This window comes from Thiocapsa sp. UBA6158, assembly GCF_002423035.1.
Taxonomy (GTDB): domain Bacteria; phylum Pseudomonadota; class Gammaproteobacteria; order Chromatiales; family Chromatiaceae; genus Thiocapsa.
Map to the genome: position 1 here is coordinate 1 of NZ_DIUM01000105.1, position 15,845 is coordinate 15,845.

10 protein-coding genes are annotated in these 15,845 nt (G+C 63.6%); 8 read left to right on the plus strand and 2 right to left on the minus strand.

The features are described 5' to 3' along the window. Positions 1-339: 339 nt before the first annotated feature. The 6 genes from B4N44_RS14110 (at position 340) to B4N44_RS14135 (ending at position 10,690) form a co-directional block, all read left to right on the plus strand. Complete coding sequence (locus B4N44_RS14110; protein WP_296701979.1) at positions 340-1,167, plus strand: polysaccharide biosynthesis/export family protein; 828 nt, start codon at positions 340-342, stop codon at positions 1,165-1,167. A 70-nt stretch (positions 1,168-1,237) separates the two neighbouring features. Further along, positions 1,238-3,595 carry a GumC family protein gene (locus B4N44_RS14115; protein ID WP_296701981.1) on the plus strand — a complete coding sequence of 786 codons (2,358 nt, stop codon included), beginning with the start codon at positions 1,238-1,240 and terminating at the stop codon, positions 3,593-3,595. A gap of 25 nt (positions 3,596-3,620) precedes the next feature. Further along, a complete protein-coding gene (locus tag B4N44_RS14120; RefSeq protein ID WP_296701983.1) occupies positions 3,621-5,033 on the plus strand; it encodes a tetratricopeptide repeat protein in 1,413 nt (470 codons plus the stop codon). A 16-nt stretch (positions 5,034-5,049) separates the two neighbouring features. Further along, a complete protein-coding gene (locus B4N44_RS14125) occupies positions 5,050-6,648 on the plus strand; it encodes an O-antigen ligase family protein (protein WP_296701986.1) in 1,599 nt (532 codons plus the stop codon). A 207-nt stretch (positions 6,649-6,855) separates the two neighbouring features. Beyond that, positions 6,856-7,134: a hypothetical protein gene (locus B4N44_RS14130; protein WP_296701988.1), complete on the plus strand. Its 279-nt coding sequence runs from the start codon at positions 6,856-6,858 to the stop codon at positions 7,132-7,134. A gap of 73 nt (positions 7,135-7,207) precedes the next feature. Beyond that, on the plus strand, positions 7,208-10,690 hold the full coding sequence (locus tag B4N44_RS14135; RefSeq protein ID WP_296701991.1) for an IPTL-CTERM sorting domain-containing protein: 3,483 nt from the start codon (positions 7,208-7,210) through the stop codon (positions 10,688-10,690). 357 nt (positions 10,691-11,047) lie between these two features. On the opposite strand, the gene B4N44_RS14140 is transcribed toward B4N44_RS14135, so the two are convergent. Then, positions 11,048-12,622, minus strand: a complete 1,575-nt coding sequence (locus B4N44_RS14140) for an SPOR domain-containing protein (protein WP_296701993.1) — start codon at positions 12,620-12,622, stop codon at positions 11,048-11,050. A 112-nt stretch (positions 12,623-12,734) separates the two neighbouring features. Between B4N44_RS14140 and B4N44_RS14145 the strand changes: the two genes are divergently transcribed. Further along, complete coding sequence (locus B4N44_RS14145; RefSeq protein ID WP_296701995.1) at positions 12,735-13,853, plus strand: DnaJ domain-containing protein; 1,119 nt, start codon at positions 12,735-12,737, stop codon at positions 13,851-13,853. Between the two features lie 305 nt (positions 13,854-14,158). Continuing rightward, on the plus strand, positions 14,159-14,995 hold the full coding sequence (locus B4N44_RS14150; RefSeq protein ID WP_296701998.1) for a tyrosine-protein phosphatase: 837 nt from the start codon (positions 14,159-14,161) through the stop codon (positions 14,993-14,995). Between the two features lie 165 nt (positions 14,996-15,160). Here the strand turns inward: B4N44_RS14150 and B4N44_RS14155 are convergent, their stop codons facing one another. Next, positions 15,161-15,691, minus strand: coding sequence for an REP-associated tyrosine transposase (locus B4N44_RS14155; protein WP_296702000.1), 531 nt, complete (start codon positions 15,689-15,691; stop codon positions 15,161-15,163). Positions 15,692-15,845 lie beyond the last annotated feature (154 nt).

Sequence of the window (15,845 nt, forward strand, 5' to 3'; positions counted from 1 at the left end):
CCCACGCGGAGCGTGGGAGCGAGTTGGGGGATGGAGCGTGGGAGCGAGTTGGGGGATGGAGCGTGGGAGCGAGTTGGGGGATGGAGCGTAGGAGCGAGTTGCACCGCAGAGCGTGTGTCACGAGTTCCTTGGGTTTTAACCTTTGTGTGCTCGGAGACGCTGGGCCGAGTGTCTGGTAAGCTTGCGGCGATTCGGTGGGGCGGTTTTGGTTGTCGGGTGAATCACATGTTTTTGTTGAAAGCCGTCGAGCTTTGTCGGGGTGCCGTGGATCTAGGACCACGGGGAACGCATTGCGTGGATGGCGGTTGCGGCATGAGTCGAGTGTCGGATTCCGGTCGAGTGGAGGTTTGTCTGAGTCAAACGACGGTCCCGGCGGTCTGGATTGCGGTCTGTCTGCTCGCCCTGTTACTCGCCGGGTGCGGGGGGGCGGTTCCTCGTGGGATTGGCTCCGATGTCGCTGAAACCGAGACGACGGGCGGCGATCCGTTGGGCGGGGACGCGGCGACGCAGTATCCGATCGCACCGGATGACGTGGAGACGGTTCCGGTGACGATCGGGCCTCCGCCGGACCCGAGCTTGGAGGATCTGGTCTATCGCATCGGCCCCTATGATCGGTTGCGGGTGGATGTCTTCGGCGTCGAGGAGATGTCCTCGGCCGGCCGGGTGAATTTTCAGGGTTACTACACGATGCCGTTGGTCGGGTCCATCGCGCTGAATGGTCTCACGACGGACGAGGCCGAGGCCGAGATCGAGCGGCTTCTGGGGAGCAAGTATCTGCGTAACCCGAGTGTCTCCGTCCACGTCGAGGAAACGGCAAACATGAACATCACGCTCTCGGGTAAGATGAACGGGACGCAGCAGATCACGGGGCGGACCACGCTGGGACAGATTCTTGCGGCCTCGGGCGGCGTTCCGGCTGTCGGTAAAAAGCGCCAGATCGTGATTTTCCGTGCGACCGACGAGACGCGCCAGACCCCGAACCCCGAGTTGCATGCCTATGTGGTCGATTACCAGTCCATCCTGGAGGGTAAGTTGCGTGATCCACTGCTGGTGGGAAACGATCGAATCTATGTGCCGCCGTCCGCCCTCGCGATCTTTTTCGATCCTTGGCTTGGTGTACTCAGGACGTACAATCCGATCGAGGTCGAGAAGACGGTGGCCTGGTGAGGTGCCGATGGCTCAAATGGTGCCTTAGACCATTCATGACTCCCAACCTGAAACAGACTTGGATCGACGCGTGAGCGATTTTTCAAACTCGACCTATCCGCGACTCCCGCCGCCCGGCGGTGGGTCGATGGTTGCCGGGCCAGGGCCGGGCACTCTCGACGATCCGCGCGGCGCTGTGTTTCAGGACGTCGGCGACGACGAGGAGGGGCTGGATCTCAAGCGCTATCTGGCGATCCTGCTCTATCGCAAGTGGCTGCTGATCATCGCCGTGTTGCTGGCCTTGATTGCCGGGCTCTTCTATACGGTCCGCGAGCCGCCGGTCTATCGCGCCACGGCGACGGTTCAGGCGACGCCTCCTTCGGGCAGCACGTTTGGCTTCACCGATCTCTCGGCCGTTGCATCGGCACGCAACTTCACGGGCGACCAGCTGCAGCTTCTGCGCAGCACCGTGTTGGCCGAGCGGGCCGCGCAGACCTTGAGCTTGGATCTCGTGCCCGACGCCGAAGGCGATGATGCCGCGCCGACCTTCTTCGAGGAGCTGCAACAAGCGTTGACGCAATGGTGGCATGCGCGTCAGGGACGTGCCGAGCCGATCGCGCCGGACGAGCAACGCGACCGTCTCTTGGATGATCCGTTGGCGTCCAATCAGGCCGCCGTTGCGGCGCGCATCCGAAGCACGCTGGTGGCCACCCCGGTACGCGATACCAATCTGATTGAATTGACCATGGAGGGGAGTGATCCGCGGGCCATTACGGCCATGTTGAATGCGGTTGCCAAGACATTCGTCAATTTTCAGACCGACCGTCGGAGCGATGAGGCCACCTCGACACTAACCTTCTATGACCAACAGATCCAACGGACGCGCATTCAGCTCGAGGATGCGGAACGTCAATTGACCGACTATGCGCGCAGCAAGGATCTGGTGCATGTGGACAATCTGCTCGAGCATTCGCAGGCCGAATACGGCGCATTGCGCGAGAAGCTCGGTGAGGCGGAGCGGAACCTCTTTCAGGCCGAAGCGAAGATGCGCGCGATGAACGAGATCGATGCGCAAGGCAGCGCGGACTTTCTCGGGAGCACGGTCATTCAGTCGCTGAAGACGCGCCGCGGCGAGCTCCAGGATGAATATCAACGCAAGCTCGAGGTCTTCTTGCCGGATTATCCGGCAATGGTGCAACTGCGCAGCCAGATCGAGGCGATTGACGGACAGATTGCAGCCGAGGTCGATTCGATCTCGCGCAGCCTTCGTATCGAATACGAAACCATCCTCAAGGAGCGTCAGCTCCTCGTCGACCGCGCCGAAGAGGCTCGTTTGGATCTCTTGAAGCTGCGCGACGAGACGGTCGACTACAACGCACTGGCACGCTCGCGCGACACGCTTCAAGCCATGTACAACGGGCTTCTGTCGCGTGTGACGGAGGCCGAGCTGGTCTCGGGCATCGTGCAGGACAACATCCGGATCGTCGATCTGGCGACGGTCCCGGTGAAGCCCTTAAAGCCGGATCTCAACAAGAACCTGCTGGTTTCGGCGTCCCTGGGTCTGGTGCTCGGCGTGCTCCTGATCCTCCTGCTCGAGCATCTCGACGACTCATACAAGTCCAACGACGAGGTCGAGAAGGAGACCGGGCGACCGGTGCTCGGAAGTCTACCCTTTATCGATCAATCGGCCGGTGTGCAGTCCTCGGCCAACCTCGCCCTCAGTGTCGCGAGCGATCCGAAGGGTCCCTTGGCCGAGGCCACTCGCTCGCTTCGGACCTCGCTGATGTTCTCCACCGCGGAGGGTGCGCCGCGTGTGTTGCACTTCACCAGCGCCTCTCCGGGCGAGGGCAAGTCGTTCTGTTGTGTCAGTGTCGCGTCGTCCTTTACGCAGAGCGGCAGTACCGTGCTCTGTATCGACTGTGATCTGCGTAACCCGTCGCTGCACGGGATCTTCGATGCACCCAACGATATGGGTCTGACCAACTACCTCACTGCTGAGATCAGCCCGGCTGAGATCGCTCAGGCGACGAGTGTGAAGGGTCTCTTTTTGATCTCGAGCGGACCCACGCCGCCGAATCCGGTCGAGCTGCTGTCCAGCGGCAAGATGATGCATCTGCTCAAGCTGGCGGCGGAGCGTTTCGACTATGTGTTGCTCGATGGCCCGCCGGTGATCGGTCTTGCGGATGCCTTGGTGCTCTCGCGCATGGGCGGATCGACGCTCTTTGTCCTGGATGTGGGCAAGTGCTCGCGCACAGCGGCGCGCGAATCCATAAAGCGTTTGCGTGCGAGCCAGTCGCGCCTCTTGGGCATCGTGCTGCAAAAGGTCGGGCAGAGTCGTCGTCACGGCTATGGCTATGGCTATGGCTATGGCTATGGCTATGGCTACAACTACAACTATCAATATTTATACGGCTATGGCTTGGACAAGGATGAACAGCGTGCCGCCTAGGCCGCGAGGGGGTAGGGACGCCGCTGTGTTGCGTTTGCGAGGGCTTGGGTGGCGGATTGCGCTGACGCTCATTGGCCTGGTGCTGGCATGGCGAATCGGCGCGGTTGGAGTGGTGCAGCTCTACAGCGAACGGCTCCTGCCGGAGGCCGGGCAGCAGGATGCGGCGGATGCGGCGCGACAGGTCTTGAATTGGCAAGCCGAACAGCCCGAGGCGTTGTATGTGCTGGCTTTGGATCAGATGGAGCGCACGCCTGAAAACGCGCGTGCGCTGGCGGCGCGTGCTTACGGGCTGAACCCGACGCGGGCCTGGCCGCTGGTGCTGTTGGCGGCGCTGGAAGAGTCGGCGGGGGACGAGGTGCGGGCGGAGCAGCTGGCCACCTTGGCGGCGGCGCTCACACCGGTGAATCCGGATGTGCTCGAGCCCGTTGCCGAGTATTGGGAGAGCCGCGGGCGACTCGACGAGGCGTTGCGCTATTGGTCGCGCGCCGTCGAGGCGGGCTCTCCGCGGACTTCGGCCGTGTTCCGCCGCTTCCGCGAGCTGCTGATGACGCCCGAGGGACTCGCTGCCTTCCGGAGCCTGGCGCAGCGCCCACCGGCGTGGTGGGAGGGCTTTTTCGTCGAGACCGCCGATCGGGCAACCGACTTGGCGCTCGTACAGGCGCTCTACGATCTGCGGCGTGCACCGGGTGCCGCGCCCGTTTCGGCGCAGGAGCATCTGAGCTTCGTCTCGCGATTGTTGCGCGAGGGCGATTTCGGTGCCGCCTACCGGGCCTGGGTCGATAGCCTCTTGCCGGTCCAGCGCGAGCAGTTGGGGCTGCTCTACAACGGGGGGTTCGAGCTGCCGACCACGGGTGTCGGATTCGACTGGCACCTAGTCAAGCACGAGCATGCGACGATCGATCGCGCACCCCAAGAGGGCGCGCGAGGACAGAGCCTGAGAATCGTCTTTCGCTTTTCTCGATCGCGATTCGAGAACCTCTACCAGCCGTTGCATCTGGCGCCGGGGGCCTATCGTGTCTCCGGTCGCTATCGCAGCGACAAGCTCTATTCCGATTCCGGGCTGCGCTGGTTGCTGAACTGCCGCTCGCCCGAGCCACTTGTGCTCGGCGAGAGCCGCCGCATCCTCGGCAACGAGGATTGGGACAGCTTCAGCTTCGAGGCCGAGGTGCCGGCGGGCTGCCCCTATCAAGAGCTTCGCCTCGCCAGTGCAGACGCCCGTCGGATGGACGGCGCGACGGACGGCACGCTCTGGTTCGACGATCTATACATCGAGTCCATCGCCGAGCTCTCGCCACTGGAGCGGGCGCGATTGGACGCGCGACGTGCCGACGAGCCTGATCGCGGGCAGGTGTCAACCGGGACAGAGCCGGCACCGATCACCGAGCCGTCGGCGCAACAGGTGCTTGATGCGGCCTCCGGGACGAGCGTGCAGGACTGATCGAGGCGTAGCGAGCATGACGGAACACAGGCGAGTAGACGTTGATGTTGCACCGAGTGGCCAACCGCAGCGGCGACCAGCCAAACCGGCCACGGCATCCGATCAGGCGCTTGGCGCGCAACTCGTACCGGCGGGTCTGCTGCTGATCCTGGTATTTGCCCCGCTATTCAGCGGCGGCTATGCGCCGTCGGCGTTGCTCGTGCTGCAATGGCTCGGCTTGGCCCTGTTGGTGGCCGTCGTGTGGCAGCCACGGCCGCTGACGCTGCGTTGGGCCGAGTGGGTATTTCTCGGTCTGTTGTTCGTGCTGCCGTTGCTCTATCTGTTGCCATTGCCGGCTTGGCTGGCGCAGTGGCTACCCGCGCGCGAGCTCTATGCCGAGGCCCGCGCACTCGCGGGCGAGGAGGCCCTGGCGGCGACGCGGCTGTCGATTTATCCGTTCGCGACCGAGGCGGCCTGGCTGATGTTGGTGCTGCCCATCGGTGTCTACATCGCGGCGCGATCCTTGTCTGAATCGCAGCAGTTCAGGCTGATCTATGTGTTTTTCGGCGTTGTCTTGGTCCAGGTGCTGATCGCGCTGTTCCAGTTCGCGACCGACAGCGGGATGCAGTATTCGCTCGTGGATCTTCTGGATCGGGGCGGGGCGTCCGGCACCTATCTCAACCGTAACCATCTTGCCGGCATGATCGAGCTGGCGCTGCCGCTGGTGTTGGCGATGTTCTTCTACGACTTCGGCGGGCGCATACAGACCAGTGCACGGCGCAGCGGGCTGCGCAAGCGACTCGCATCTCTGCTGCAGTGGAGCAACCGCCCGAGCTGGCTGTTCGTGCTGCTGGCGGTGCTCTTGACTGTGGGTGTGATCGTGACCCGCTCGCGTACCGGAATCCTGATGGTCATGGTGGGCATTCTGGTCGCCACGATTCTGTTTTCGCGTCGGCTCGGCGGGCGCGGCAGCGTCGGGCTGATCGGGCAGTTGATCACCATCAGTGTCGGCGTCGCCATCTTTCTCGGGCTGGCCCCGGTGCTGGATCGCTTCTCGGTGGCTGAGATGGAGGGCGATGCGCGCTGGCCCATCGCGGTCGCGACCTTCGATGCAGCCGGGCGGCTGCTGCCGTTCGGCAGCGGTCCCGGTACCTATCAGGATGTCTTCGAGCTGTATCAACCGATCGAGCTTGGACGCTGGGTCATCAACTACGCACACAACGACTATCTGCAGGTCTTCTTCGAGCTTGGGCTTGCGGGGCTGGTGCTGATCGGCGCCTTTCTTATGCTGTATCTCGCCCAATGGCCGCGTCTGCTGAAGGCCGAGGACTGGTCGCGTTACCGTTCGCTGCAAATCGGCGCGGGGATCGCGCTCCTGTTGCTGCTTGGGCATAGCTTTACGGACAACAATTTGCGCAACCCGGCCAACATGGCCTATTTTGCGATGGTGGCGGCGGTATTCTTCAGCGCACCCGGGATGCCGCGCTTGAGCGACCTGCCACGCAAACGCAAGCGCCGCGCCCTGACGCTGGAGGAGTCGGGCATCGTCGGCGCGGGCTCGGCGGCCACTGATACGGCCGCCGGCGGTGCGTCCACGCCAGCGCGGCCTAGGTCGCCGAATCCGTTCGACGACTGATTCGGCTTGACGAACCGTGTTTGATCGGCCTAACGTCCGGGTCAGTCGTCTGCACAGCACACATGCGCTCGTCAGCCAAGCATCGCAGCGGCGGGGCTCATGCAGGTGCAATCCCGATTGCACCGCATCGCAGCCATGGCCTGCTCACTCGCCCTTGGCAAACCTTGCCAACCCTAAACCAACAATTGATCGCGCTGGAGCTCAATCATGATGAAACAACCCTCTTTACTCCTTCTCGTCGGCGTCATGACGCTCTTCGGACTGAGCGCGGCGCAGGCCCAAACGACACGCGGCGGGGGCACTGTGCGTGGAACGGAGACAACGCCGCCGGCGTCTTCGGTGACCGGTGAGTCTGTCTCGCCACCGGCAGGCACGAGCCTGGTTGTCGAAAGCACGACGAGCGCAGCCCCCACGACCAACACACTGTCGCGGACGCTGATCACGACGACCAGCACAGCGCGCGGGCGCCCGACCATCAGTCGCTAGTGCTGCGCAAATCTCAACAGGCGACAAAGCCACAACCGTTCTTCTTTCATACGTGTTCAGGTAAAGGTCCATCATGAGTGATTACGAACGAACCACCACAACGGGCTCTGCCCCGCCCCGAGGGCGGGTTCGGCGCCCCTTCATACCGCCGCTTGCCGGCGTCGCGCTCACGCTCGCGCTTGCCGGCGTCGGACAGGCCTGGGGAGCGACCCTCACGGTCTGCCCGACCGGCTGTGACGCCACCAGCCTAGGCGATGCCGTGACCGCCGCGGCGCCCGGGGATACGATCGACATCTCCGCCGGCACCTATGAGCAAGGTTCGCTCGTCATCGACAAGAACCTCACCATCACCGGCGCAGGGATGGATCAGACCACGATCCAGCCGCCCGCAGGGACCGTGCGCACTAACATCGGCACCGGTTGGTGGGAGATCCGCAGCGGCGTCACACTGAACCTGATGGATCTCAAGCTCGATGGTACCGGCGCCGATCTGCGCACGGCGCTCTATTTCGCCGGCAACGGCATGGTGGATCGGGTGCATGTGACCAATGTCGGTTACACGACCGCAATCACCGGCGGAACCTTGCATCTGGGCTGGGGCATCCTGCAGGATTTTGAGACCAGCGGCAGCATGGCGCTGACGGTCAAGAACTCGCTCTTCGACAACTTCGGTGGCACGGCCATCCAGACGGATGCGGGTAACGCGAGCCTCAACGGCGACGGCACCCCGCTCTTCCCCAGCACCGTGGTGGTGCAGAACAGTACCCTGACCTGCAAAGGGCCGCCTCCGGCCGACACTCAGTGGCTTCAGTACGGCGTGACTGCCACCGGCGGCGCTGATGTCAGCGTTGTCGGCAATACGATCACCGATTGCTGGGGCAGTGTCACGTGCACGAGTGAAACCGGTGAAGCAACTGACACCTACTGCGGCGATTCAAGCGCCATCCTGGCTCAGTCCACCTTCGCCAAGGGCACCCGGCTCACGGCAGAGAACAACCTGATCGACGACAATTTCACCGGGCTCTATCTGGATTTGTTCGATTTCGAACGGGGTCCCTGGACCTTTAGAAATAACAGCCTCGATGCGAATGATCTCGATGTCTATTACATCCGGGATCCGCAGACCGTGCCCGGCCCGGTTGTGGGAACCAACAACTGGTGGGGTCAGGATGCGGATCCTGCGATCGCATCTATTGTGCTGGAAGGTACTGGCACAGATACGATCACCTCCACCCCCTGGATCGCCAACTTTGTGGACGATCCCTCGAAGGCCGGCCAGCCCGGCTTCTGGCCGCTGAACATCACCAACTGGAAGGTCACGGTCGGCACCGTCACCAACGGTACCCTCACCCCTCCAGTCGAGCGCTTTGTCGCCGATGGGGCGGGCGCGAGTTTCATTGGAACGCCGAACGGTGGATTCTACATCGCATCCGACACCTTCATCTCTGTCGGCAACTGCAACGGTGGCGGACTGACAGGCAATACTTGGACCACAGGTCCCATCACCGACAATAGCTGTGTAGTCAGTGCCGACTTTAAGGCACAAGTTCTGGCTGTCGATGGAGTCTGTGGCGCGGATGATGGCGCCACCCTCAACGCTACCCCGACCAACCTCTGCACTGCGGGTAATCCCTCGGCCGTCAATGGTAGCGGCCCTTGGAACTGGACCTGCGCAGGTACAGTTGGAACAGATCGCATCGGGAACACCGACAACTGCTCGGCAAGCATCGCCAACTTCACCGTCACGGGAACGGCTAACGCTGGCGGAACGATCACGCCCGAGACCCGCACGGTTGCACTCAACGGCGTGACGAGCTTCACCGTCAATGCAAGCAACGCGTTCGTCATCGACAGCGTCACCGGCTGCAACGGCACGCTGAACGGCAATCTATTTACGACTGGCCCGGTCACGGCCGACTGCACAGTGACGGCCAGCTTCGCGCTGACCAACACCACCACCAGCATCACGGACGTGAGTCCTTCGCCTTCGGCTGTTGGCGATCTCGTGACGGTGAGCTATACGGTGACCAATCCGGGTAGCCCCAACGACGTCGTGACCGTCACCGGCAGCAATGGCAACAGCTGTCAGGGCACCGTTGGTGCAGGCAGCTGCACCATGACCTTCGGCACACCTGGTGCGCGCACGCTGATTGCCAGCTATGCGCCGAGCGGATCAGCCCAGGCAAGTGCCTCTGCGGGTCGCAATCACGTGGTCGCCACGCTACCGTCGCTCGCCACTGAAAGCGTTCCGGGCGGGGTCGTCGGCGCGGCCTACTCGCGAGAGCTCGTCGCCACCGGCGGCATCTCACCCTACAGCTTCTCGGCGACAGGCGTCCCGGCAGGGCTGATCTTGAGCCCGGGCGGCCTGCTCTCGGGTATCCCGACCACGGCGGGTGACGTGAATGTCGTCGTGACCGTCACCGATGCACTTGGGCAGACGGCCAACCGCACCTACGCACTGAACGTTGTCGATACGCTGGCGGTGACCACGACGGCGCTGCCGGATGGTCTCATCAATTCGACCTACGACATCACGCTGACGGCTGCAGGAGGCACAGGTCCTTACACCTGGTCTGTCTTAGCCGGTTCAGTGCTGCCCAATGGTCTGACGCTCGACCCAACGACGGGTCAGCTGAGCGGCATACCCACCGACTTGGGCACCAGTGCAGCCTTCACCGTTCAGGTGCAAGACAGTTCGGTGACGCCCCTGAGCGCCACCCAAGTGCTCACCCTGACCAATCGGGCGCCCGACATCGTCGAGACCAGCGATGCTCTAGCGGTCTCTGGCAACCTGGAGCTGGAAAACGCCGGTGACACCTGTACGCTGGACGACGATCAGACCTTCGTGATCGATTCGACGGCCTACGGTGCAGATCCGATCCAGCCGCCGGATACGACTCTAGTCAACGGTCTCTTCAAAATCACCCTGCAGGGCTGCACCCCCGGCGAGGCCGAGCTGAAAGTCCGGTTGGTCTATCCCGAGGAACTGCCTGAAGGCAGCCGGTATTGGAAGTACGGCAAGACGGCAGAGAATCCGACCGATCATTGGTACGTCCTGCCTAATGCGGTGATCGAGGGCAACACCATCAGCTTCACCATCAAGGACGGCGGGTTGGGCGACGATGACCTCACTGCCAACGGCAGCATCATCGACCCGGGTGGTGCAGCGGATCCATGGGAACTCGACGCGATCGAGACTGGCGGCCCAGTTGATATCACACTGCCCACCAACGTGCCCCCGGGGGAGACGATTGCCACCTGTGGGGTGAGCGCTGGATCCTCGTTGCCACCGGGCTTGTCAGTCAATTGTTCCACTGGAGTGCTGCGTTTGATCGGCACGCCGACCACGACCGGCACCTATACCTTCAGCATCGACTTTACCGATAGTCTCGGGAACTCTTACACTGAGTTCTATCGGATCACGGTCAACCAAGGCCCGGGACCGGGACCAGGACCACAGCCTGTTCCGGCGCTCTCTGAATGGAGCCTGATTATCCTGGCGAGCCTGATGCTTGGATTGGTCGGACTACAGCTCCGTCGTCAGCAACGCCCTTAAGCGTTAGCGCCTAGCAAGCCCTCGGCGGGTCTCCGCCGAGGGCTTTTTTGTGCAAATTACGCGCTCGTGACACCCGCTCTGCGGTGTCATGCGGGCCTCTGGCGCTCTGCGCTACATGCCACGATGGGCGGCGTGACGAGCAAGTGGTGAGTGGTGAGTCCGTCACCCCGGCGCCGTGCATCGCTTCGGCGGCAGGGACGCGGAGCGTCCCGACGACACGCCCACGCGGAGCGTGGGAGCGAGTACCGACGCCTGCCTCTGGCGCTCTGCGCCACGTGACACCCGCTCCTCGCTCGTCATGGTGGCGGCGGTGACGACCCGACGCCGATCAGTGAGATCCAATGATCCGATCACGGCTTAATCCGTGAACCCTGAATAGAAGATTTGATTCGCGCCGATGCGCCGCACCCGAGGGCGTGCACGGCGCAGTGAATCGGGTAGTGCTTCGAGCGCTTGTTCGGCGGCTGCGGCGTCTCTGAAGAAGCCGAGCAGGACGACGTCGAAGGTCTCAGTCGACTCAACGAAGAGTCGTGAGGGTGCCAAAGGCGATCTGTCGAGAAAGCGCCTGAGTTCTGCGGGATCCCGCAGCGACGCCAGTTGGACGGCGTAGGCCGGCTCTTGCAGGATGACCGGCTGGAGTGAATGTTTCGCGGTTGCCTCAGCGTGTCGCCGTGCGAGCGAGGCATCCGCAAGGACGTCGGCGTCGGCGGAAGGATCGAGCGGGCGCGGCGTGATCATCGTGCTGAGCGCGGTGACGACCTCCGTGGCTGCGCCCTCTGTCGGCCCGACGTCTGTGTCTGCGGATTCGCGCCGATTCGGCGGCGTTGCATCCTTCTCCACTCGATCCGCCATGGCAGGATCCTGATCCCGAGTCGGCAAGATCACGGCGGTACGCTCGGCCTCTGTCGGCGAGACGGCACCGCTGCCCTGTCCGGCGTCCGCGTCTTCCATCCCCTGCGTGTTCTGCGCAGTCGCCGTTGCGGCCTTGCCCGGGCTTGCTCCGAGTGCGACCTCCAACTCGGCGCGCAGCCGCACGATCTCAACCTCCATTTCAGCCATGCGTCGCTCGAGTCGAGCCGCGGTGCTCGTCGTCTGAGCCGGCATGTCGGGCGCAGGGACCATGCCGAGAGGATCGGTCCCGGCGAGACGGGGTTGATCCCTGGTCGAGTCCCAGAAGGCCAGGCCGGCGAGCCCGGCCAGGATGGCCAAACCGAGCATCCAGGCGGCATCGGCGCGCCTTTGCAGGCGTGAGAATTGACTTTCCCACCAGGCGCGTTCGCTCGCATCCAGACGGTGGACCTCGACGCCGGGTTTATGGCCGGCCGGGGTACACTGTGCCTGCGTCGCAGGCAACCGACCCCGGGTGTCGCCGGATGTGCGACCGCCCGCTCGGTCGTCCGCGACATGCCGGACCGCGGCCCAAGGCGTGATCGGGCGCTTCGGCCGGACATCATCCGGCTGGCGACTCTGCTCGCGCGTCCACGAACCGGTGGGGGGCGGTGCTGCCCGTGTGTCCGGCAGTCGCATCCGCGCCTGTGTCAGTGCGTGCTCGAGTGCGACGGCTGCATCCGGGGCGCAGGGGTCTTGAATCAGTCGATCGATGGCATCGGTCAATTGCTGCGCACAGCGGGTGAGGTCTTCAGCCAAGGCGGGCGCTGAGGATTCTTCCCGCAGACCGGCTGACCGGGCCGGCCCGTTCCGGCCGGTTTCGGTATCGGGATCGGCCGCGGGCGGCGACGGCTTGGTCTCGGTCAGGACCTGGCGTGCGTCTAAGATCCAGGCCGAGATCTGCCGAGCGAGCTCGCTCAGGGTCTCGGCGGACACACCCTGGCCATCGACCGTCGGTGCGAAGAGCAAGCGCGTGACGCGCGAATGCAGCGCTTTCAGTGACGTCTCTGCTTGGGTTGCTGCTTGCGCGTTGACGATGCTCATGGGCCGCGATTCAATCACATCATCGACAACTCGACTACTAAACCGCGCCGGCTCCAGCGCTCGTCCAATTTGCCGTGGCCGATCTCATCCAAAAACATCGCATACCGCATCAATGCCGCTGAACGAAGATGCTGCCCGGGCGGTCGCCGCGTGTCTTTGCGAGCACCTTTGTGCGGCGCCCGTGATGGCGCATCTGGACGCCGTGCTGGCTTGGTTGATTCAGCCCGAGAGGCCGTCCTCGCGCACGCTCGATGATGCGATCCTGAAGGTTGGCCTGACGCGTGAGCAGGCGGTCGAGCGGGCCTATGGTCTGTTGGACGAGTTGTTGCTCGCCGTCCCTGCGGAGGCCCCGGATGAGACCCTGGGACTCAAGGGTGAAACAGACCCCGCGGTGATCAAGCAACGCTATCGGCGTTTGATCGCGATCTATCATCCGGACCGCCATCCCGCGCGCTCGGCCGACCTGAATCGGCGCACCGAACGCATCAACCGGGCCTATCGGCTCTTGATGCAGCGCCACGCCGGTGGCGACGCGGACTGGACGGGCGGCGGGGCGCGTGCGCGTTCGTTTCGCCCGTCGGTCAGGGTGTCGCCTGTTGCGCCGGCTTGGAGGGCTCGCGCGGAGGATCCGGGTCGGCGTCCGTCCCCTGCTTTGCATGCCCGGCCGTATCCGAGCGCGCCGGCACGGCGCGATGCATGGCTGATTCAGCGGCGCTTGATCCAGGCGATGGTGCTCTGTTGTGCTGCCCTGGTGGCGATTCTGCTGCTGGGTGAGGATCCGCTCGAGGAGCCGCACGGTGCTCCGTCTGCAGTCCCGACGATCGCCAAGGCGGCACCGGCGCCGAAGACGCTTCAAGCCCCGGGATCAGTCGGCACGGATGCCTGTGCCGGTGCGTCCGAAGCGCTCGAGCGGTTTCGGCAGGCTTATCAGACCGGTTCTGCGGATGGGTTGGCCAATCTTTTCACCCTCGATGCGCGCGAGCGGGAGAGCGTCGGGCGCGCCTCGATCCGCCGGCTCTACGCCGATTGGTTTTCCAGCACCAGCGGCCGCAGCATCAGTTTCGCGGGGGTCTCCACCCAGTCGGCGGGGATGGATCTGTGTCGTCTCCGTGTGCGATTCGATGTCGGGTATCAGGACGCAAACGGACGTGCGCGCAGCCAAACGGGTCAGATCAGTGCGTTGCTCAAACGTGATGGCGGACGGACACTGATCCAGGAGTTGAGCCATTGAGCCGTGGGGGGTCGGGGTTTTAGCCCGACAAAGACGCCGCTGGATAGCGATGCCGCAGGGTCGCACTGACGTCCGACCCGGTGTGGGTTCGGAGCCGGTAAGGTCATGCTAGGATGTTGCTGGTGCCGGCGCACGGTGTGACGGACAACAACCTGCGCCCGAGGATCCCGAGCAGGCCGTGCCCCGGCCAGGCCATCCCGTCATGGATTGATCCGCTGTCGAATCCGCGCCGGGGTTGCCGCGTCGACTGATCGGCAGCATCTTGTTCCAGATCAGACAGACGCGGAACCCAACCGATACCCACCATGATCGATGTACATTGCCACCTGCTTCCCGGGATCGACGACGGATCGAAATCGCTTCGGATGTCGCTCGAGATGGCGCGGATCGCCCTCGAGGACGGCATCACCCACACGGTCTGTACGCCGCACATCTATCCCGGCGTTTTTCCGAACGAGCGTGGCGATATTTGCCGGCGCGTCGCCGAGCTGTCGCGTGACTTGAGCGAGGCAGGCATGGCGCTTCGGATCACCCACGGAGCAGACATCCAGATCGTGCCCGAGCTGGTTCAAGGGCTGCGCAGCGGCCGGATGGCGAGCATCAACGATTCGCGCTATTTCTTGTTCGAGCCGCCGCATTTCGTCGTGCCCGCGCGGTTTGCGCAGTTGTTGGAGGATGTGCTTGCGGCCGGCTATGTCCCCATCATCACCCACCCGGAGCGACTCACCTGGCTCGACGAGGCGCATTACGGTTGGTTCGTCGATGCCGCCTTTGAAGGCGCCTGGATCCAGCTCACCGCGGATGCCTTGACCGGGCGGTTCGGTAAAGGTGCGAGGCGTTGGTCCGAGCGCTTTCTGGCGGATGGTCTGGTGCATCTCCTGGCGAGCGACGGACACGACGATCGACACCGTCCGCCGGTGCTCAGTGCCGGGCGGCGGATTGCCGAGCGCTGGGTCGGGGCGGCCGAGGCCGAGCGGATGGTGCTCGATCGTCCGAGTGCGGTCTTGTCGAATGCGGATCCGCACTCGGTCGTTCCGCCACCGGCCCTGGCCGAAGAAGACGATGGGATGGCGCGCTCGATGGGCGTCGGGGGTGCCGTGTCGGGTCTGCTGAAGCGGTTCTTCAATGGCGCGTCGCGATAGTGGCGCCCTGATCCGCTGGATCTCGGTCACGGCCGGTCTGTTGTCGGCAGCGGGCTGCAGTCAGTCGATGGCCCGAGTCAGGGTGCATCTCGCTCCCACGCTCCGCGTGGGAGTGTCGCCCCGACGCTCCGCGTCGCGAGGCCGGAGCAGGGACTAGGTGTCGCCCTACCAATCAGTCACCACGTCAAGCAATCCCTCCAACCCTTCGTAATTCCGAGCGCTCGAGTATCGCCAACACAAGGGATCGTCGACATAACCTCGTTTCACCGGGTTATTGTGGATGTATTCGAGCTTCTGCCGCATCATGGCTTCGCCCTCGATCTGCTCGGGGTGCGATCCCTCCTGCCACACTTGGTGCTCGCGATCGCGCTTGTGCCGACTCCGGTACCAGACCAAGAGAGACAGCGCCGGAGAGTTCCGTTCGCGCATCCGATCGACCATCTGCCGAGCGGTGAATGATTTGAAGCTGCTGATCGAGCCCGCGAGTCCCGGTCCACCGGCAATCAGGTGACAGTGGTTCTCCATGATGACGTAGCCGTGGATCAAGAGACCGCGCTCGCGTTGGAGGAACCGCAGTGAGTTCAGCAAAATCAGTGCGTTGGCCGGTTGAGCGAACAGCGGCAACCATTTGACTGCGGTGCAGGTGAGGAAATGCGGCGCGTCTGGCTCGAGAAAACGGTATCGGTCACGGCCCATGGCTGAAGCGTACACGAATCGGATTAATTTGGCATCCGCCGTTGCGCGCTCGCTAATCCGCCGCATAGCTCGCTTCCGCCCGCCGCGTCGGTCGCTCCTGCGCCAGTACCCGCGCTCGCTCCCACGCTCCGCGTGGGAGTGTCGTCTCGACGCT

Bases quoted from the DNA above. Each gene is read 5' to 3' on its own strand.
- B4N44_RS14135 (WP_296701991.1), top strand. From the start codon at position 7,208: ATGAGTGATTACGAACGAACCACCACAACGGGCTCTGCCCCGCCCCGA.
- B4N44_RS14125 (WP_296701986.1), top strand. From the start codon at position 5,050: ATGACGGAACACAGGCGAGTAGACGTTGATGTTGCACCGAGTGGCCAA.
- B4N44_RS14140 (WP_296701993.1), bottom strand. From the start codon at position 12,622: ATGAGCATCGTCAACGCGCAAGCAGCAACCCAAGCAGAGACGTCACTG.
- B4N44_RS14150 (WP_296701998.1), top strand. From the start codon at position 14,159: ATGATCGATGTACATTGCCACCTGCTTCCCGGGATCGACGACGGATCG.
- B4N44_RS14130 (WP_296701988.1), top strand. From the start codon at position 6,856: ATGATGAAACAACCCTCTTTACTCCTTCTCGTCGGCGTCATGACGCTC.
- B4N44_RS14145 (WP_296701995.1), top strand. From the start codon at position 12,735: ATGCCGCTGAACGAAGATGCTGCCCGGGCGGTCGCCGCGTGTCTTTGC.
- B4N44_RS14155 (WP_296702000.1), bottom strand. From the start codon at position 15,691: ATGGGCCGTGACCGATACCGTTTTCTCGAGCCAGACGCGCCGCATTTC.